Here is an 18,061-nt window from a genome sequence, read left to right on the forward strand (position 1 = left end):
GGGCGGTTTTGATTTTTATTCTGAAATAACATTTCCTTTTTTATCATAGAAATGGTATTCTAAGTACGTGTAAGCGTCACGAGGTATGATTTTCACCCATTTCTTATGTTCAAAAAACCATTTTGAACGTAATGATGGAAAACCTTTGCTGAGGTATGCAGCCACAAACGGATGTGTGTTTAGTACAACTTTATTGTGGGTTTTTAGAAGTCTTTCTAAATCAGATGTGATCTTGTCAATTATTAATATTGGTGCTTCAATTTCACCATTTACTTTATTTGGATCTTCTTCTCTAGTTTTTATATTGACTTCTGGTCTTACTCGCTGTCTTGTAATCTGGACTAAACCAAATTTACTCGGCGGTAATATTTTATGCTTTGCTTTATCGTCGCTCATTTCTTCTCGCAAGAAGTCGAACAAAACTTTCCTATTTTCAGGATTAGACATATCGATAAAATCAACTACGATTATTCCGCCCATATCACGCAGACGAAGTTGTCTTGCGATTTCTGCTGCGGCAATCATATTTACCTCCATGGCCGTGTCTTCTTGGTTGGTTGCTTTGTTTGAACGGTTTCCGCTGTTTACGTCTATAACGTGAAGAGCTTCAGTGTGTTCGATAATAAGGTAAGCACCTTTACTCATGGAAACAGTTCTGCCAAAAGAAGTTTTGATTTGTCTCTCTATATTGTATTTCTCGAAAATTGGAGTATCATTTGATTGATAAAACTTTACAATCGATTGTTTTGAAGGTGCAATTTCTTGCAGATATTCCTTCGTTTGATGGTACAACTCTTCGTCATCTATTTGAATACCGCTGAAGGTATCATTAAATACATCTCTTAATATTGAAGAAGCTCTGTTAAGTTCTCCTAATACTTTTGATGGATGATGAGCAGTTGGTAATTTTTTACACATTGCAGACCATCTGCCAAGCAGGTTCTGCAAATCTTTTTCTAATTCGGCTACGTTTTTGCCTTCGGCTACTGTACGAACAATAACACCAAATCCTTTAGGTTTGATCGATAGAACAAGTTTTTTTAGACGATCCTTTTCTTTTTTGTCTTCTATTTTTTGAGAAATAGAAACTCTATCAGAAAAAGGAACTAGAACGATAAATCTTCCAGCCAATGAAAGCTCAGCACTTATTCTTGGGCCTTTGGTAGATATAGGTTCTTTAACTACTTGAACTAAAACAGATTGATTGGCACTTAAAATATCAGTAATGATGCCATCTTTGTCAATCTCTTTTTCAAACTGAAAGGTTTTTAGGGAGAAATCTTTTATTTTACCTGCGCTTACAAGTTTTATGAATTTCAGTTGGGAAGCTAAGTTTGGACCTAAATCGTGATAATGTAAAAAGGCATCTTTTTCGAAACCGACATTTACAAAAGCAGCATTAAGTCCAGCAACTGGTTTTCTGATTTTGGCAATAAAAATATCACCAACCTGAAAGTTGCTTTTTTCTTCTTCTTTGTGTAATTCAATTAGTTTTCCATCTTTTAATAAGGCAAAATCTACGGCTTCAGAACTAGATCTAATGATTAATTCTTTATTCACACTGTAAATTTTTATCTGTTTTTTCAGAAAATAGAATATAGAGAGAAGAGTATAGACTTGCGTCTAAAATCTAAAATCTAAGATCTAAAATCTTATCTACAGATGGATTAAACAATATTTTAACAGGTATTGAACCCGGGAGGGAAAGTTTAAATTTCAATTTTTAGATTCCAAATTCCAATTTGAATCAATATTGATTTCTTAATTTTTGGATTTTGGATTTTATTTTTTGGAATTTTTGAAATTTCCCAAATTTCAATGAACGTTTAAAAAGAAAAAAGTAGTTTAAAACTACTTTTTCTTTTTGTGGCGGTTAGCTCTCGCTCTTTTCTTACGTTTGTGAGTAGCTACCTTATGTCTCTTTCTTTTTTTACCACTTGGCATATCGTGTCTGATTTATGTTAATTAATATTATTTTGCTTCGTTGTTTGTTTTAACTCCTTCTACAAATACTTTTGCAGGTTTAAACGCAGGAATGTTGTGTGCTGGAATTTTAATTGTTGTGTTTTTAGAAATGTTTCTTCCAGTCTTTTCAGCTCTAGTTTTTACAATAAAACTACCAAAACCTCTTAGGTAAACATTGTCTCCAGTTTCTAAAGAAGTTTTAACTTCTTCCATAAAAGTTTCTACTGTTGCTTGAACATCTCCTTTTTCAAGACCTAGTTTCTCTGAAATCTTCGCTACGATATCTGCTTTCGTCATTTTCTTTCCTATTTTATTTTATAAATGGTGTACTATTTTTTTGAGTTTGCAAATATAGGAATTAAAAAAATAATTAATCAAGCTAATTCGTTAAATTTTAATTACATAAACATTTACTTTTGTAATCTAAGTATTTTGCAATGGATTTTTCTAACATATTGATAAAATGGTATTTACAAAACAAGCGTGATTTACCATGGCGAAAAACGGTCGATCCGTACCAAATTTGGCTCTCAGAAATTATGCTTCAGCAGACAAGAGTTGCTCAAGGAACGCCTTATTTTTTTGCTTTTACCAAGGAATTTCCTACTGTAAAAGATTTGGCAGATGCCTCAGAAGAAAAAGTTTTAAAGCTTTGGCAGGGTTTAGGGTATTATTCTAGAGCTCGTAATCTTCATAAAACTGCTCAATATGTGTCTAATGATCTAAAAGGAGTTTTTCCGGATTCTTATAAAGAGCTTTTAAAACTTAAAGGTGTTGGTGAATATACAGCGGCGGCAATTGCATCTTTCTCTTATAATGAATCAGTTCCTGTAGTAGACGGAAATGTGTTCCGTGTTTTTTCGCGCTATTTTGATATTGAAACCGATATTGCCAATCCCGGTGCCAAAAAAGAGTTTGCTGCTTTGGCGCAAGAATTAATGCCTAAAGATAATCCAGCCATATTCAATCAGGCGATTATGGAATTTGGTGCGCTTCAATGTGTGCCGAAAAGTCCAAATTGCTCGATTTGTGTTTTTAATGATAGCTGTCTGGCTTTGCAAAAGGGAAAAGTAAATCAGCTTCCTGTAAAATCAAAAAAAATAAAAGTGTCAAATCGTTATTTTAATTATTTGATATTGGAAGATGCTATAGGGAATACACTTATTCAAAAAAGAACTGATAAGGGTATTTGGCATAATTTATACGAGTTTCCACTCTTAGAGACTGAGTCTATAATAGATTTTGATGTAGTTTCAAAAATCGCAAAAGAAGAAATGTTTCCTTCTTATACCATTATAGGTATAGAAGATTGTGCAGAATCAACATTAATACATAAACTTTCGCATCAGCATCTTCATATACAGTTTTGGAAAATTAAGGTAAAAGAGAAAATAGAAAATGGAGTTGATCCTGAAAAATTAAAAACTTTTCCTTTTCCAATTGTGATTTATAAATTTATAGAAAAGCAGGAAATAATTTGCTAAAAAAATGTATCTTTGGTAGAAATACCACCAAAAACTATGAACGGAACATTAAATAAAGTGATGCTCATTGGCCATTTAGGCGATGATGTGAAGATGCATTATTTTGATGGCGGAAATTGCATCGGACGTTTTCAGCTGGCTACCAATGAAGTTTATATCAATAAAACAACCAACGAAAAGATCACTTCTACAGAGTGGCATAACTTGGTTGTACGTAATAAAGCCGCAGAAATTTGCGAAAAATATCTTTCTAAAGGAGATAAGATATATGTTGAAGGAAGAATAAAATCTCGTCAGTGGCAGGCGGAAGATGGAACTACCAAATACACCACAGAGATTCAAGTGACGGAATTTACTTTTCTGACTACCAAAAAAGAAACTGCGCATACAAAACAAAATCAAGATGCAGAATCAACAAAAAATACTAACTTTGATGCTGCTAATGAAGGGCTTCCGATTAACGATCTGCCTTTCTAAAGGATGTTTAACTAATTTTTTGCAATTTGGACCCGGAGCCCAGTTTATTTTTTACAACAAATCTAGACGCTAATTTAATTATTGGTTTCGTCGGAATATTTATTTTGTTGTTTCTTTCAGCAATAGTTTCAGGTGCTGAAGTAGCTCTCTTTTCTCTATCACAGCAAGAAATCGATGATACCCTAAATGATAATCAGGCAAAAGGTAAAATTATCTCAAACCTATTAGATAAGCCGAAAAAACTCCTGGCTACATTACTTGTTGCCAATAACTTTTTCAATATAGGTGTTGTTATCTTATTTGCATATATCGGACAGAATATCTTTTCTACAATAAGTTCACCTGCTTTTAAATTTACGCTTGAAGTAGTTTTAGTTACCTTTTTTATCTTATTATTTGGCGAAGTACTTCCTAAAGTTTATGCGAGCAGAAATAGTGTGCGTTTTGCTAAACGAGTGGCATATCCGCTGGCTTTTTTAGATAAGATACTATCTCCTATAAGTTTGCCAATGCGTGCTCTTACTATATATTTGCAGAATAAATTGGGAAAACAAAAGAATAGTTTTTCGATTAATCAGCTTTCACAGGCTTTGGAACTGACAGATTCTGAAGGAACTTCAACCGAAGAACAAAAAATTTTAGAAGGAATTGTTTCTTTCGGAAATACTGATACAAAACAGGTAATGAGTCCGAGAATTGATATTTTTGCATTAGAAATATCAGAATCTTTTGCGTCTATTTATCCTAAAATAATTGAAAAAGGATTTTCGAGAATTCCAATTTATCGTGATAATATTGATCAGATAGAAGGAGTGCTTTTCGTAAAAGATTTGCTTCCTCATATTGATAAAGAAGAATTTGACTGGAATTCGTTAATTCGAGAAGCATTTTTTGTTCCAGAGAATAAAAAGCTTGATAATCTTTTAAAAGATTTTCAGAGTTTGAAAAGTCATTTAGCAATTGTGGTCGACGAATATGGAGGAACTTCAGGATTAGTTTCTCTAGAAGATGTAATCGAGGAAATAGTTGGAGATATCAGCGACGAGTTTGATGATGAAAATCTGAACTTCTCACAGATTGATGAAAATAACTTTCTTTTTGAAGGAAAAATAAATCTGAAAGATTTCTATAGAATTGTAAATGTTGACGAAGATATTTTTGAATCTCATAAAGGAGAAGCAGAGACATTGGCTGGATTTATCTTAGAGATCTTAGGTAATTTTCCGAAAAAAGATCAAAAAGTACCTTTTGAAAACTGTATTTTCACAATAGAAACAGTTGATAAAAAGCGTGTAAAACAAATTAAAGTAACAATAAATTAAAATGCCTAATAGAATACTTTCAATAACTGCAATTTTGCTTGCGCTAACGGTTTTAAGCTGTAAAAAAGATGTTTTGCCAAAACCAGCTAGTTTTTTGCGATTAGATTATCCAGAAGCAAAATATGTGAATTTTGAGAACAACTGCCCATTTGCTTTTCAAATGAATGAAGACGCCGTTATAAAAGGTGAAAAAGATTGCGGTTTTGGGATTACTTATCCAAAAATGAAAGCGACTATCTATTTGACATATAAGCCTGTAAATGGCAATATTGATAAGTTATTACGTGACGCCCAAAAACTGACATACGAACACGTAATTAAAGCCGACGATATTTTAGAACAGCCTTATATAAATCCGCAAAAGAAGGTTTACGGAATGTTTTATCAAGTTGATGGAAATGCAGCGACTAATTCGCAATTCTACGTTACAGACAGCACGAAACACTTTTTAATAGGTTCGGTTTATTTTTACGCAAAACCAAATTTTGATTCGATTATGCCTGCTGCGAGTTATGTTAAAAACGACATGCAGCGTTTGATGGAAACGTTGAAGTGGAAATAACAAAAAAGGAATCCAATTTGGATTCCTTTTTTATTCCTCTCTATAACTAATTTAATATTCCGTAGGAATATCTCATCGGTAGAAAAAAAATAATTTCGTTTTACATTGTGTCCTGTAAGGACAATTGTTTTTGCGGAAATAACATTTATAAATGAACGCTCAAACGGTTCCTACGGAACGTTTAATTGTAATTCCAACTTTATTCTACCAACCAAACATTCCAATGAAATGAATATTTCTTAGAATTTAAGACTTAAAATTCGAAACTTTATATGTTTTACCATCTCCAGTATCTTGAACAACTTTAGTTAAAGATTCAGGATTTTGAATGGTTTTATCAAAACTTACTGTTGCTGTTTTTTTATCGAAATCTACAGAAGCTTTATCAACTCCATCCAGATTTGCTAATTCTTCTTCTATTGTTTTAGCGCATCCAACAGCACACGTCATTCCTTCTATTGTAAAACTTGCTGTTTGTAAATTTTCAGGAGCAATTGCTTTATGTTCTTTTGGAGCGCTTTTTTCTGCGTTTACAACTTGAAGGCTTTTATCTTCTTCTTTTTTACAGCTGACTAATGCTAAACCAGCAATTGTTGCGGCGATTAAAATTTTTGAAATTTTCATTATATATAAATTTAAATTGCGATTTCTTTCTTGCAAAATTAATAAAAAGACAAAGGTTAGTTCGCAAAATTATTACAAATTTGCAGTAAAATGCGATTTATGGATACAAAGCAGTTAAAGTGGATATATTTATTGATTCTTTCTCTTATTTGGGGAAGCTCCTTTATTTTAATAAAAAGAGGACTAGTTGGTTTGACTGCAATTCAAGTCGGATCATTCCGAATTATTTTTGCTGCTTTATTTTTACTGATTATAGGTTTTAACAGTCTGAAAAAAATCTCTCGCCGTCAATGGAAGTTTGTTGCAGTAACTTCGCTTTTCGGAACTTTTATGCCGGCTTATCTTTTTGCTATTGCAGAAACTAAAGTCGATAGTTCAATAGTTGCTATTTTAAATTCGCTTACTCCTTTAAATACTTTAGTTTTAGGAATAATTGCTTTCGGAATTCAGTTTCAGAAAAGGCAAGTTTTAGGAGTCTTTGTTGGGCTTGTAGGATGTTTGCTTTTGGTTTTAACTGGAGATTCTGCGCACTCAGGCCAGAATTATGTGTGTGTTTTATTGGTGGTTATTGCAACTTTGAGTTATGCAATCAATGTGAATTTGATTAAAAAATATTTACACGATTTGAATTCCATAAGCATTACAACTGGGAATTTTGCGGTTCTGTTTCTGCCAGCATTAATTATTTTAAGCACAACTGATATCAGCCAAAAAATACATTTGGCAGAGACCCAGCACTCGATATTTTTTATAATGATTCTGGGTGTTTTAGGAACTGGAATTGCGAATATCCTTTTCTTTAAATTGATTCAAATGTCATCGCCGGTTTTTGCAACATCGGTAACTTATTTAATTCCGATAGTCGCTTTTTTCTGGGGATTATTAGATAACGAAATGCTGACTCCGATTCAGTTTTTTGGTGCATTTATTATTTTGATTGGCGTTTATTTGTCGGCTAAAAAGTGATTTTTGAGTTATGAGTGAAAAGTTATTTGTAAAATGTAAAATGTATTGAAGTTTAGTCTGTCGCTCTCAGCGAAGTCGAAGAGCGTAAATGGCTTCAACTCCGCTCAGCTTGACAAACGTGATGAATAAAAAAAAGCTTTGTCAAAGTTTCTAACTTTGACAAAGCCCTTAAAAAATCTTATAACCTAAGTGACTTAGTAGCTCAAAACCTTTGTTCCTTTGAGCCTTTGTAGCTTTCAACCTCTACTACAAAAAATCTGCTTCAGAAACTCCTTCGTTAATTTTGATATCAGACATTTTAATGTCTAATTCAAAGCCAACATTTTGGACTAAATTATAAGGAACTTTAACTCCTTTTACTTCTCTGTAATCGTTAAAATTAGTGATTTGCGCTGCTGATTTACCGCCTTGTTCACGAATTTTAGATTCTGCCGTTTTTAAACCTGATTTAACATCATAGTAATAAGTTGTTTGCCCGTCTTTAATTACATAAGCATCACTTCCGTTGATTGGTTCAATTCCTTCTACTTTTAAATCAGTTCTTTTTACGAGCTGTAATTCTTCAAAAGGAGCTGCATTAGCTTTCATGTCGGCTAAATCTTTGCCTTCCAGATTTTTTCTTTGTCCTTGTTGTTCAACATAAGCGCCTTTTTCGTTTACAACTTGTTTCATTAAATTCATGGTTCCCATTGAAAGCGAAACCATCATTTTTCCTTTTGAATCTAATTTTGAAATAAAAGTCAATGGAGTAGGAGCTTGCGGAATAGTTGTAGAACCATTCATAAAAAGTGTTTTTACAGAAGTAACAGCTTTTTCTCCTCCAATTGCTTTAATGTAATTTTCAAAAACTGTTTTTGCTGTTATGTCTTTTGGAGCTTCTTTTTTTACAGAAGGTTTTTCGATTGGAGTTCCAAATCTATCATAATAGAAAATCGGAATTTGTAATTTTTCTAAACTAGAAATTACATCAGAACCTTTTCCAACAATTATAATACGCATATTGTCTAGTAGGAAATATTTGTTTGCAACGCGATAAATATCGTCGGCCGTAACATTGTTAATTGTTTGGATATATTTTTCATAGAAATCAGCTGGAAGTTTTTCTGTTTCAATGTTTAAAGCATAACGGGCAACAGCCTGCGGTTTTTCAACCTGCATTACAAATCTTCCTATATATCCTGCTTTTACATTTCTTAATACTTCTGGATCAACTCTTTCAGAACGTATTCTTTTTATTTCTTTAATAAATTGAACAACAGCGCTGTCTGTAACGGTGTTTCTAACTGCAGACGATGCTTTGAATTTAGTTACATATTTTCCGCTTCCAATACTTGAGTTTGCTCCGTATGTCCAAGCGTGCTGCTCGCGTAAATTCATGTTCAAATAACTGTTGAAATCACCTCCTAAAATTTGATTTGCAATAACAGCAGGGAAAAAATCTGGATCGCTCATTCTTAAATTAAGAGTGTTAACTAATGAGATTTCAGATTGAACAGCATTTGGAACATCTACAAAATCAATTTGTAGTTTTGAAGGATTTACAGGATCAGGGTAATTGTTTTTTGGAGCGTTTTGTTTTTTCCATCCGCTAAACAATTTTTCTACCGCTGCTTTTGTTTCTTTGAATTTGACATCTCCAATAACAACTAAATAAGCATTTTCTGGAACAAAATATGTACTATAGTTATTTTGAACATCTGCAAGAGTTACATTTTTTACAGTTTCTTCAGAAAGATATTCTCCTGTAGGATGATTTTTTCCAAAGGCTAAAACATCAACAACTCGGTTAGAAATTGCAGGAACACTTTTTTCGTCTGCTTTAAGGCCTTCAAGTAGTTTTGCTTTTTCTTTATCGAATTCTGTTTGTGTAAAATTGGGTTGTAATGCACCTTCGGCCAAAAGCTCTAAAACGCGTCCAGAATATTTTGATAATGAGCTTGCATAAGCACCTTGCGAAGTAAAGTTTATACTTGCTCCGTAAAAGTCAATTTCTTCATTAAAAGCTTCTTTTGTTGTTTTTTTAGTCCCGTTTCCGATTAAACTGCTTGTTAATTCATCAACTCCTTTTTTATTGCCTTCAGTAAATGGCGCATTATCTAGAGTAAGCGTAAAACTCACCCGAGGTAATTTATGGTTTTCAACTATCAAAACTTTCATGCCATTTGCTAAAACAAAGGTTTGCGGTTTTTTGATATTGACTACTGGCGCATTGCCTGGTTTGGGTTGTGGACGATCTTGTGCTTGCATAATTCCAGTTAGGAATAAAAGGATTAAAAAAGTATATATTTTTTTCATGATTCGATATTCTTAGTTTTGAGATTTAGGGGTAGGAATATAATCTAGAATTAAGCGTTGATTTGGATTTAAATATTTCTTGGCAACCTCTCTAATTTCTTCTCTCGTAATAGAATGGTAAATGTCGATTTCAGTATTAATTAAATTCACATCGCCATAAAGCAAATAATAAGAAGCAAGATTTTCTGCAATTCCTTCTACGCTAGAATTTGCATTTACATAGTTATTATCGAATTTGTTTTGTAATTTTTCATAATCTTTTTCAGAAATAAGATCGGTTTGAATTTTTACAATTTCCTCGTCCATTTCTTTTAAGATATCTGCAGTTGTATTTGGAGCCATTGGTAAACCGTACAAAATATACATTCCATAATCTTCCTGACTAAATCCTACAGCGCCAATCTGTAAAGCCATCTTTTTGTCATCAACAATCTTCTTGTACAATTTAGAGCTTTTTCCGTCACTTAGATAAGAAGAAATTAAGTCTAAAACTCGAGCATCTCTAGTTTTCATCGAAGGCGTTCTGTAAGAAGCAACAATCATCGGAATCTGAATGTTCGGGTCTTCATAAGTAGCTTTAATTGGCTGTGTAATTGGGTCTTCGTTATAAGTTTGCTTTTTAACTTCTTCTCCTCTTGGAATTGGTCCAAAATATTTCTGAATCCATTCTTTTGTTTTTGTTTTATCAAAATCTCCAGCAACAACCAAAACAGCATTGTTTGGAGTGTAGAATTTTTTATTAAAAGCTTGAAATTCCTCTAGAGTTGCAGCATCTAGATCTTGCATAGACCCAATAGTTGTCCATCTGTAAGGATGTTTTTTGAACATGTTCTTTTTAACCTCAGGCAGAATGTTCCCATACGGCTGATTGTCGTAACGCATTCTTTTTTCTTCTTTTACAACTTCGTTCTGAGTTTCAACACCAATCTTATTAATAATAGGATGCATTAATCTTTCAGATTCCATCCATAAACCAAGTTCTAAACTGTTAGAAGGAAAAACTTCATAATAATACGTTCTGTCATCAGATGTGTTGGCATTATTAACGCCGCCATTTGCGGTAACAATTTTCATCCATTCACCGCGTTTAATATTTTGAGTTCCTTCAAATAATAAATGCTCAAAAAAGTGTGCAAATCCCGTTCTGTCCGGACGTTCATCTTTTGACCCCACATGATACATTACCGATGTGATAACAACTGGAGCAGAAGGATCGTTGTGTAAAATAACATGCAGCCCATTATCTAGATTGTATTCTTCAAAAGCTACTTTTTGAGCATGAGCCACTCCGCCGAGCATTAATGCAGCACTTAACATCATTATTGATTTTTTCATAAAGATTAATAATTTTATATATCAAACAAGAGTAGGTAGACCAGAGTTGATTTTAGTTACATCAAAAATAGTTTTTTTTAATTATCAATTAAAGATTTGTTTTTAATTTACGGCTATTTTAACAATCTTTTACTTTAAATAAAATCTATTTTTTGATTTAAAGTGCTTGAAATACAGTGCTTTTTGGGTTGAAAATATTTTTGCTTTTAGAGATTGCACAATAAATTATTAATTGTATATTTGCAACCTTAAAAATCAATAAATCAATTTGGTATGTATGCAATCGTAGAGATAGCAGGGCAACAATTTAAAGTAAGCAAAGACTTAAAGGTTTATGTTCACCGTTTGTCTAACGAAGAAGGTTCAAGTGTTTCATTTGACAAAGTTCTTTTATTAGACGATAACGGAAGCGTAACTTTAGGCGCCCCAGCTATAGAAGGTGCTTCAGTAGAAGCTAAAGTGTTACAACACTTAAAAGGTGATAAAGTTATCGTTTTCAAAAAGAAAAGAAGAAAAGGATACAAAAAGAGAAATGGTCACAGACAATATCTTACACAAATTGTAATTGAAGGTATTACTGCAGCAGGTGGAACTAAAAAAGCAGCAGCTAAAAAAGCAGTTGTAGCAGAAGATGCACCAGCAACTGAAGTTGAAGCAGCTCCAAAAGCAAAAAAAGCAGCAGCTCCAAAAGCAAAAAAAGAAGCTACTAAAGAATAATAACAATATTTAAACTCATACGTCATGGCTCACAAGAAAGGTGTCGGTAGTTCGAAGAATGGTAGAGAATCAGAATCAAAACGTCTAGGCGTTAAGATTTATGGTGGTCAAGCTGCTATTGCTGGAAACATCATCGTTAGACAAAGAGGTTCAAAACACAATCCAGGTGAAAACGTTTACATTAGTAAAGATCACACTCTTCACGCAAGAGTTGCTGGAGTTGTTAAGTTCCAAAAGAAAAGAGATAACAAATCTTATGTATCTATTATTCCTTTCGAGGCATAATAATCAAAGATTACTTTTTACAAAACCCGTTCGTCTTGGCGAACGGGTTTTTTGTTTTAAAGATGTTTTCGTTGTCTTATAACTAAAAATTTTAGGATCTGATAAAAAGGTAACATCACACGACAAAGATTGGTCTTTGCGAGGAACGAAGCAATCTCACTAGCAAGATCGTTAACTGGGATTTAGCACATGAGATTGCTTCGTTCCTCGCAATGACAATGCAGCGAAAAAAACCTTTGTCAAAGTTTAAACTTTAACAAAGGCTGTAGAGTATTTTTTGGAACTGGAATTTGGAATTTTTAAATTGAAATTTATTATTCAGTATCCTTAGTTTCTTCTAGATCTTCAGTTTTTCTTCCCACTTTTACTTTAGGATTATCTTGCGTTCCTGTTACAGTAAGCGGAATTCCGAATATGCCAAACGGAGGCAGTCCTAAACGCATTTTTAAGTTTAGTTTTCCATCTAAACTTGTTGTGCCTTCGATTCTTGGTCTAAAGCCTGCAAACTTAAATTTAAAGCGTTCTACGGTTATGATATTGTTTTTAACGGTAGTTTTAATGTCAACTTTTGAAACATCTGGATTCTTCATAGACTCCGAGTTCGTTTGTTTGCTTACCGCATTAAACATTTTTAATCCTCTCACTTTTACATCTTTTACAGAAAGTGTTCCGCCACCAACAAGTGAAGGATAAACAGGCGCCATATTTCCGTTTAAACGGCCTTTTAGCTGATAATCTAAAGAAACAATTCCTTGTGCTTTTTCTGCTGCGCTGGCCATTTTTCTAAAAACTTCTACTTCATTATAAGCTCTTTTAATATCAAAATCAGCAGCTTTAATAGAATAGTCAAAATTTGCTTTTTGAGGCGTTACCGCTTGATAATTGGCATTCATAGAAACATTGCATCCAATTAAGTTGAAACCAGTATTCTGCATGGTTAATTTACCATTTTTCATGCTTAAATTTCCAGCTGCATTTTGAAGATTCAACTTGTCAAAATTTACCTTTTCGGCACTTGCGAATAATTGTAAGTTTAGATTTGTTGGAATAATGATTACGCCAGTCTGTTTATTTGCTGCTGGTTTTGTTTCTGTTTTAGGTGCAGGATTTTGCGCTACAGAAGTATTTGGATCTGTAGCAGACATAAATTCATCAACATTGATGTATCGTGCTGTAACTTTAAAAGAACCTCTTAAGATGCCTGTATTTGTTGTAGCGTAATTGAAAACGTTCTGAAGATACCCATTCATTTTAAAATCAGACTGTCCGTAAGCAGCTAAGAAATTATTAAATGACATTTTATCTTGATTGATTTTGAAAATGCCTTCTTTGATAATAAATTTCTTTGGAAGATATTCTGAAGCAATTCCGATATTTCTTAATTCAAGAGTTCCTTTATTGTGTAATTTGCTGTAATTTCCTTTTTCAGCGTCGCTTTGTTTTCCTTTCAAAACCAAATCGGCTTTTACAAAACCATCTAGGTCAAGTCCTTTCTGCGAGAAGACTTTATAGATGCGATTTACGTCCAATTCACCTTTTGCTTTTACATCATAAGTCAAATCATCAAAATTACTTAAGTCAGCCTGAACGAAAACAGGTTTGCCTTCAAACGTAAATTGAACTGGTTTTAAATTCACTTTTAAATCTTGAAAAGTACCTTTTTGATTTTCAATTTTAGAGTTAATCGTAATATTAGTAATTGGATTTGGATAATATGACGTTTTTAAATATCCATTGTTCAAATCTATTTTACCGTTTGTAATCGGAAAGCGTTTGTTTTTTTGATCAAAGACCCCGTTAACTTTTACATCGCTTACTAAAGCTCCTTTTAGTTGAATGTTAGGAATTCCAAGCGCTCTGGTTAATTTTTCTAAATCGATTTTAGCATTAAATTGCCCGTTAATATCTGGTGTGTTCACGCCTTTAACCAAAAACTTTGATTTTAAATAATCTTGATTGATGTTTAAAGAAAGGTTTTTAGCATCAACAATTACTAAATCGGGATTGAGAGACGGAATTTTTGTTTTAATGTCCAAATTTAAGTTTGAAACAGGAAATTCACTTTTGTTGTAATTCACAAATCCATCATTTATTTTTACGTCTAAATTAAGATCTGGAGCAATGTTTTGTGAGGTTATGTATTTACCTTTCAAAGTAAAAAGAAGATTTGCTTTTCCTTTTATTTCAGTCTGCGAAAGCCATGTTATGTATTTTGGAGGAAAGGCTGTGAATACGTCATATAAATTACTGTTGTCGGATTTAATGACAAAATCCATATTATAACCATCTTTCAAAATGTCAAATTTTCCTTTAAGATCGACCAAAAGCTGGTTGATTTTAAGGTTGTTTTGCTGGAAAAAGAAAGAAAGAGAGTTGATGTTTATTTTGGTAATTAAATCGGCATCAATTTTTTTATTCATTAAATAAGGTTCGTCTTCATAAACTATATTTAATTTTTCAATTTTAGCTTTTGAGTATAAATCGAAAACGGCTTTGTTTAAATCGCCTTTTCCTAAATAATTAAAGCCAAGAGCGTCAAAATGTACTTTTGTAGATTTATCGTCGTAAATAATTTTACTGTTTAAGATCTCAATTCTTTCCAGTTTTAAAGCGACTTCAGAGCTGTCTTTTGGTTGAGTAGATTGTTTTTGTGACTTATAAACGTTGTAATTCGCTTCTCCGTTTGGGTTCACTTTTACATTGATGAAAGAATCTGATAAATAAATCTGATCGATTTTTACAGACTTACTAAAAATCAAACTGGCAACATTTATTCCAAAAGAAACCTCTTTTGCGGTAATGAATTTTTCGTTTTTGTATGGTGCTGATCCATTAAGACTTAAATCGTCTAAAGTTAGTGTTAGTGATGGGAAATGACGAAAAAATGAAACCGAAACATCAGAATAATTAAGTTCTGCGCTTAATCTTTCGTTAGCCGTTTTTTTGATCTGTTCTTTAATCTGATCCTCAAAGACGATAGGCGTTAAAAATAATAATCCTAAAATAACGACGAAAGTTATTCCGAAATACTTCGCAATTTTAAATACGATTGATCTGGATTTACTTTTTTGCATAGCGAATTTATGGTATTTAGATATAAAAAAATGGGGTCAAAAAAAGAGCGTGATTTATCCGTGTACAGTTTCTTTTTTACCATAATTGGTAATAATAGAACCTTCGTATTCAATCCATTCTTTCCATCGTTTATCGATGTCGATATTGTCTTGATATTTTCTGGCAAAACCTAGAAAAGTAGTGTAATGTCCGGCTTCAGAAATCATTAAGTCGCGATAGAATTTAGCTAATTCTTCATCTTTAATATTTTCAGAAAGTACTTTAAAACGCTCACAGCTTCTAGCTTCAATCATTGCAGAAAACAACAATCGATCGCAAAGAGCATCTCTTCTGCTGCCGTCTTTTTTCATGAATTTAAAAAGTTCATTCACATAATGGTCTTTCCTTTCACGTCCCAAAGTAAGTCCGCGTTTCTTTATCACATCATGAACCATTTGTAAATGTTCTAGTTCTTCTCTGGCAATCAATAGCATTTCGGTTACTAATTCCTCTAATTCAGAGTTATAGGTAACAATGCTGATTGCGTTTGAAGCCGCTTTTTGTTCGCACCAAGCATGATCCGTTAAAATTTCTTCGATGTTCGACTCGACGATATTTACCCAGCGAGGGTCTGTAGCTAATTTTAATCCCAACATAATTTCCCGGCATTTAGTTCCGTGCAAAATTAGTGTTTTTTATCACTAATAATCACTAAATATCGTGCTATTGCGCTGAAAAAAGCATTATTTTGTAAGTTGAAATAAATTACAATGAATCAGTTAAAAAAACTTTTAATTATTGGGTTTGTGTGGCCTGAGCCAAATTCTTCTGCGGCAGGCGGGAGAATGATGCAGTTGATTTCAATTTTCGCAGCAAACAGATTTGAAATAACATTTGCCAGCGCAGCGCAGGATAGTGATTTTATGGTTGATTTATCTGAGTTTGGAATAATCAAAAAGAGTATAGAACTTAATTCAGCTACTTTTGATTCGTTTTTGTTGGAATTAAATCCTGATGTTGTGTTGTTTGATCGATTTATGATTGAAGAACAATTTGGATGGAGAGTAATCGAAAACTGCCCAAAAGCCATCAGAATTTTAGATACTGAAGATCTGCATTGTTTGAGAACAGCAAGGCAAAAAGCTTTTAAGGAAAAACGAACTTTTGAAATGACTGATTTGTTTTCTGAAGAAGTTGCTAAACGTGAAATTGCTAGTATTTTACGGTCTGATTTATCTTTAATTATTTCTGAATTCGAAATGAAAATTCTCAAAGAAAATTTTAGAATTAGTTCTGACTTGCTTTTTTATCTTCCTTTTTTAGTGGATAAAATGACTGAAGATGATCTATTACAATTGCCTGTATTTGATGATCGTCAGCATTATGTTTTTATTGGAAATTTTCTTCACGAACCGAATTGGAATACCGTGCAATATTTAAAAGAAGCGATTTGGCCGTCTATTAAAAAGGATTTCCCAGAAGCTGTTTTGGAAGTTTATGGTGCTTATCCCTCACAAAAAGTGCTGCAATTGCATCAGCCTAAAAATGGTTTTTTTATAATGGGAAGGGCAGCAGATGCTGATGAAGTGGTGAAAAAGGCGCGGGTTGTATTGGCTCCAATTCGTTTTGGAGCAGGTTTGAAAGGGAAGTTGTTAGAGGCAATGCAATGCGGAACGCCGAGTGTAACAACAACAATTGGTTCTGAATCTATGCATGGTAATTTATCATGGAATGGTTTTGTTGAAGATGATCCACAGGAATTTGCAAAAAAAGCAATTGCACTTTATAAAGATGAAAATCTGTGGAAAGAGTCTCAGAAAAATGCTGTTGCGATTATTAAGCAATGTTATCAAAAAAGTAATTATTCAGATGAATTGACTGATTTGGTAAATAGATTATTGATTGATTCCACAAATCATCGGCTTCATAATTTTATGGGCAGTTTACTACAGCATCACGCGTATAAAAGCACCATGTATATGTCAAAATGGATTGAAGCCAAAAATAAAAATTAAGCCTCCATTTTTCCAAACCCTACAGTTTCACGATAAATCTGAGGCGAAACATCGGCATTAGTTTTAAAGAAACGGCTGAAATAATGTTCGTCATCATAACCTAGTTCGTAAGCTATTTCTTTTACGGTTTTATTGGTTAAGTACAATTCTCGTTTAGCTTCAATAATTATTCTTTCCGAAATTAAGTCCGTTAGTGTTTTATTGAAGTAATTCTTAGAGAGTTTTGCTAATGCTTTTGGTGAAATATTTAGCAGATCTGCATAATTTCCAGCCGAATGTTTGGTTTTGAAATTAAGTTCAATGGCATCTATTAGATTTTGAAGAATAGCAGGTTCTTTTGAATCTGGAACCGATTTTAGCTCTTCTAATTGCTCTGTTTTTAGTCTTGAAGCTGTAATTAAAAATATCTTTAAGTACGAAATAAGCAGTTCATATTGTGCCAGTTCAGCATTTTGAATTTCAGCTTTCATTTGCTCAATAACCATTTTGAAAGTTAGCAGCGCTTGTTCTGTAACACGAACATAAGGTGGCTGATAAATGTTATTGAATAAAACGCCGTTACATGAAACTTCTTTTTGATGCATGTGAATGCAGTAAAAATCTGGGTGAAAATGAATCGCAATTCCTTCAATTGTTTCGTTTACGCAAAGCATAAAAGGCTGATATGGTGAAAAGGCTATAAGAGAGTTTTCTTCAAATTGATGTTCTGCAAAATCAGCTTTTACTTTGCCTTTTCCTTTGGTTACCCAAATTAAAGAGTAGTAGTTGTTTCGTTGCAAATGGTCGAAATGGCTGTTGTCATCAAAAGCAAGAATTTTAAATGCTAAATTGCCATTTTGCGGATTTATCAAAGTTGAAACATTTGAAGAACTCATATGTAATAGTATTTTTGAAAATATAAAGATAGCTATGAAATGAATTCACAACTATCCTTATAAATTGTTTTTTGTTATAGTGTGC

16 protein-coding genes are annotated in these 18,061 nt (G+C 32.9%); 8 read left to right on the forward strand and 8 right to left on the reverse strand.

The features are described 5' to 3' along the window. Positions 1-15: 15 nt before the first annotated feature. Positions 16-1,560 (reverse strand): ribonuclease E/G, encoded by a 1,545-nt coding sequence (locus QE431_RS01970; RefSeq protein WP_035645529.1) that lies wholly within the window; start codon positions 1,558-1,560, stop codon positions 16-18. Positions 1,561-1,971: 411 nt separating this feature from the next. Next, on the reverse strand, positions 1,972-2,262 hold the full coding sequence (locus QE431_RS01975; RefSeq protein WP_007805026.1) for an HU family DNA-binding protein: 291 nt from the start codon (positions 2,260-2,262) through the stop codon (positions 1,972-1,974). A 140-nt stretch (positions 2,263-2,402) separates the two neighbouring features. Between QE431_RS01975 and mutY the strand changes: the two genes are divergently transcribed. From mutY to gldD, 4 genes are read left to right on the forward strand one after another with little or no spacing between them, the layout of a single operon-like run. Then, on the forward strand, positions 2,403-3,449 hold the full coding sequence (gene mutY / locus QE431_RS01980) for an A/G-specific adenine glycosylase (protein ID WP_307292087.1): 1,047 nt from the start codon (positions 2,403-2,405) through the stop codon (positions 3,447-3,449). Positions 3,450-3,485: 36 nt separating this feature from the next. Next, entirely contained in the window at positions 3,486-3,926 is a 441-nt protein-coding gene (locus tag QE431_RS01985; protein WP_057117681.1) for a single-stranded DNA-binding protein, read from the forward strand. Positions 3,927-3,952: 26 nt separating this feature from the next. Further along, entirely contained in the window at positions 3,953-5,248 is a 1,296-nt protein-coding gene (locus tag QE431_RS01990; RefSeq protein WP_307292089.1) for a gliding motility-associated protein GldE, read from the forward strand. A gap of 1 nt (position 5,249) precedes the next feature. Then, entirely contained in the window at positions 5,250-5,810 is a 561-nt protein-coding gene (gene gldD, locus QE431_RS01995) for a gliding motility lipoprotein GldD (RefSeq protein ID WP_307292090.1), read from the forward strand. A 246-nt stretch (positions 5,811-6,056) separates the two neighbouring features. Here the strand turns inward: gldD and QE431_RS02000 are convergent, their stop codons facing one another. Beyond that, complete coding sequence (locus tag QE431_RS02000) at positions 6,057-6,434, reverse strand: heavy-metal-associated domain-containing protein (protein ID WP_307292092.1); 378 nt, start codon at positions 6,432-6,434, stop codon at positions 6,057-6,059. A gap of 99 nt (positions 6,435-6,533) precedes the next feature. Here QE431_RS02000 and QE431_RS02005 point away from each other — a divergent pair, with 99 nt between their 5' ends. Continuing rightward, positions 6,534-7,400: a DMT family transporter gene (locus QE431_RS02005; protein ID WP_307292094.1), complete on the forward strand. Its 867-nt coding sequence runs from the start codon at positions 6,534-6,536 to the stop codon at positions 7,398-7,400. Between the two features lie 246 nt (positions 7,401-7,646). Here the strand turns inward: QE431_RS02005 and QE431_RS02010 are convergent, their stop codons facing one another. Both QE431_RS02010 and QE431_RS02015 read right to left on the reverse strand, forming a co-directional pair. Beyond that, positions 7,647-9,695 (reverse strand): pitrilysin family protein, encoded by a 2,049-nt coding sequence (locus QE431_RS02010; protein ID WP_307292095.1) that lies wholly within the window; start codon positions 9,693-9,695, stop codon positions 7,647-7,649. 12 nt (positions 9,696-9,707) lie between these two features. After that, on the reverse strand, positions 9,708-11,030 hold the full coding sequence (locus tag QE431_RS02015; protein WP_307292096.1) for a pitrilysin family protein: 1,323 nt from the start codon (positions 11,028-11,030) through the stop codon (positions 9,708-9,710). 273 nt (positions 11,031-11,303) lie between these two features. On the opposite strand from QE431_RS02015, the gene rplU reads away from it, so the two are divergent. Together rplU and rpmA are read left to right on the forward strand one after the other, a co-directional pair. Next, a complete protein-coding gene (rplU, locus tag QE431_RS02020) occupies positions 11,304-11,747 on the forward strand; it encodes a 50S ribosomal protein L21 (protein WP_281867318.1) in 444 nt (147 codons plus the stop codon). A 24-nt stretch (positions 11,748-11,771) separates the two neighbouring features. Then, positions 11,772-12,032: a 50S ribosomal protein L27 gene (gene rpmA, locus QE431_RS02025; protein WP_012023622.1), complete on the forward strand. Its 261-nt coding sequence runs from the start codon at positions 11,772-11,774 to the stop codon at positions 12,030-12,032. A gap of 314 nt (positions 12,033-12,346) precedes the next feature. Here rpmA and QE431_RS02030 read toward each other — a convergent pair whose 3' ends face one another. Then, positions 12,347-15,106, reverse strand: coding sequence for an AsmA-like C-terminal region-containing protein (locus QE431_RS02030; protein ID WP_307292103.1), 2,760 nt, complete (start codon positions 15,104-15,106; stop codon positions 12,347-12,349). A 54-nt stretch (positions 15,107-15,160) separates the two neighbouring features. Next, positions 15,161-15,742, reverse strand: a complete 582-nt coding sequence (locus tag QE431_RS02035) for a tRNA-(ms[2]io[6]A)-hydroxylase (RefSeq protein ID WP_307292105.1) — start codon at positions 15,740-15,742, stop codon at positions 15,161-15,163. A gap of 114 nt (positions 15,743-15,856) precedes the next feature. Between QE431_RS02035 and QE431_RS02040 the strand changes: the two genes are divergently transcribed. After that, a complete protein-coding gene (locus tag QE431_RS02040; RefSeq protein ID WP_307292107.1) occupies positions 15,857-17,101 on the forward strand; it encodes a glycosyltransferase in 1,245 nt (414 codons plus the stop codon). On the opposite strand, the gene QE431_RS02045 is transcribed toward QE431_RS02040, so the two are convergent. After that, entirely contained in the window at positions 17,098-17,976 is an 879-nt protein-coding gene (locus QE431_RS02045; RefSeq protein WP_307292109.1) for a helix-turn-helix domain-containing protein, read from the reverse strand. The two genes, QE431_RS02040 and QE431_RS02045, sit on opposite strands and share 4 nt — an antisense overlap. Positions 17,977-18,061 lie beyond the last annotated feature (85 nt).

Origin of the sequence: Flavobacterium sp. SORGH_AS_0622, assembly GCF_030818825.1 — a bacterium.
In the GTDB taxonomy this organism is placed as follows: domain Bacteria; phylum Bacteroidota; class Bacteroidia; order Flavobacteriales; family Flavobacteriaceae; genus Flavobacterium.

What these genes read in the sequence shown, in the direction of transcription:
- QE431_RS01975 (WP_007805026.1), bottom strand. Translation starts at nt 2,262, where the DNA reads ATGACGAAAGCAGATATCGTAGCGAAGATTTCAGAGAAACTAGGTCTT.
- mutY (WP_307292087.1), top strand. Translation starts at nt 2,403, where the DNA reads ATGGATTTTTCTAACATATTGATAAAATGGTATTTACAAAACAAGCGT.
- QE431_RS01985 (WP_057117681.1), top strand. Translation starts at nt 3,486, where the DNA reads ATGAACGGAACATTAAATAAAGTGATGCTCATTGGCCATTTAGGCGAT.
- gldD (WP_307292090.1), top strand. Translation starts at nt 5,250, where the DNA reads ATGCCTAATAGAATACTTTCAATAACTGCAATTTTGCTTGCGCTAACG.
- QE431_RS02000 (WP_307292092.1), bottom strand. Translation starts at nt 6,434, where the DNA reads ATGAAAATTTCAAAAATTTTAATCGCCGCAACAATTGCTGGTTTAGCA.
- QE431_RS02005 (WP_307292094.1), top strand. Translation starts at nt 6,534, where the DNA reads ATGGATACAAAGCAGTTAAAGTGGATATATTTATTGATTCTTTCTCTT.
- QE431_RS02010 (WP_307292095.1), bottom strand. Translation starts at nt 9,695, where the DNA reads ATGAAAAAAATATATACTTTTTTAATCCTTTTATTCCTAACTGGAATT.
- QE431_RS02015 (WP_307292096.1), bottom strand. Translation starts at nt 11,030, where the DNA reads ATGAAAAAATCAATAATGATGTTAAGTGCTGCATTAATGCTCGGCGGA.
- rplU (WP_281867318.1), top strand. Translation starts at nt 11,304, where the DNA reads ATGTATGCAATCGTAGAGATAGCAGGGCAACAATTTAAAGTAAGCAAA.
- rpmA (WP_012023622.1), top strand. Translation starts at nt 11,772, where the DNA reads ATGGCTCACAAGAAAGGTGTCGGTAGTTCGAAGAATGGTAGAGAATCA.
- QE431_RS02030 (WP_307292103.1), bottom strand. Translation starts at nt 15,106, where the DNA reads ATGCAAAAAAGTAAATCCAGATCAATCGTATTTAAAATTGCGAAGTAT.
- QE431_RS02035 (WP_307292105.1), bottom strand. Translation starts at nt 15,742, where the DNA reads ATGTTGGGATTAAAATTAGCTACAGACCCTCGCTGGGTAAATATCGTC.
- QE431_RS02040 (WP_307292107.1), top strand. Translation starts at nt 15,857, where the DNA reads ATGAATCAGTTAAAAAAACTTTTAATTATTGGGTTTGTGTGGCCTGAG.
- QE431_RS02045 (WP_307292109.1), bottom strand. Translation starts at nt 17,976, where the DNA reads ATGAGTTCTTCAAATGTTTCAACTTTGATAAATCCGCAAAATGGCAAT.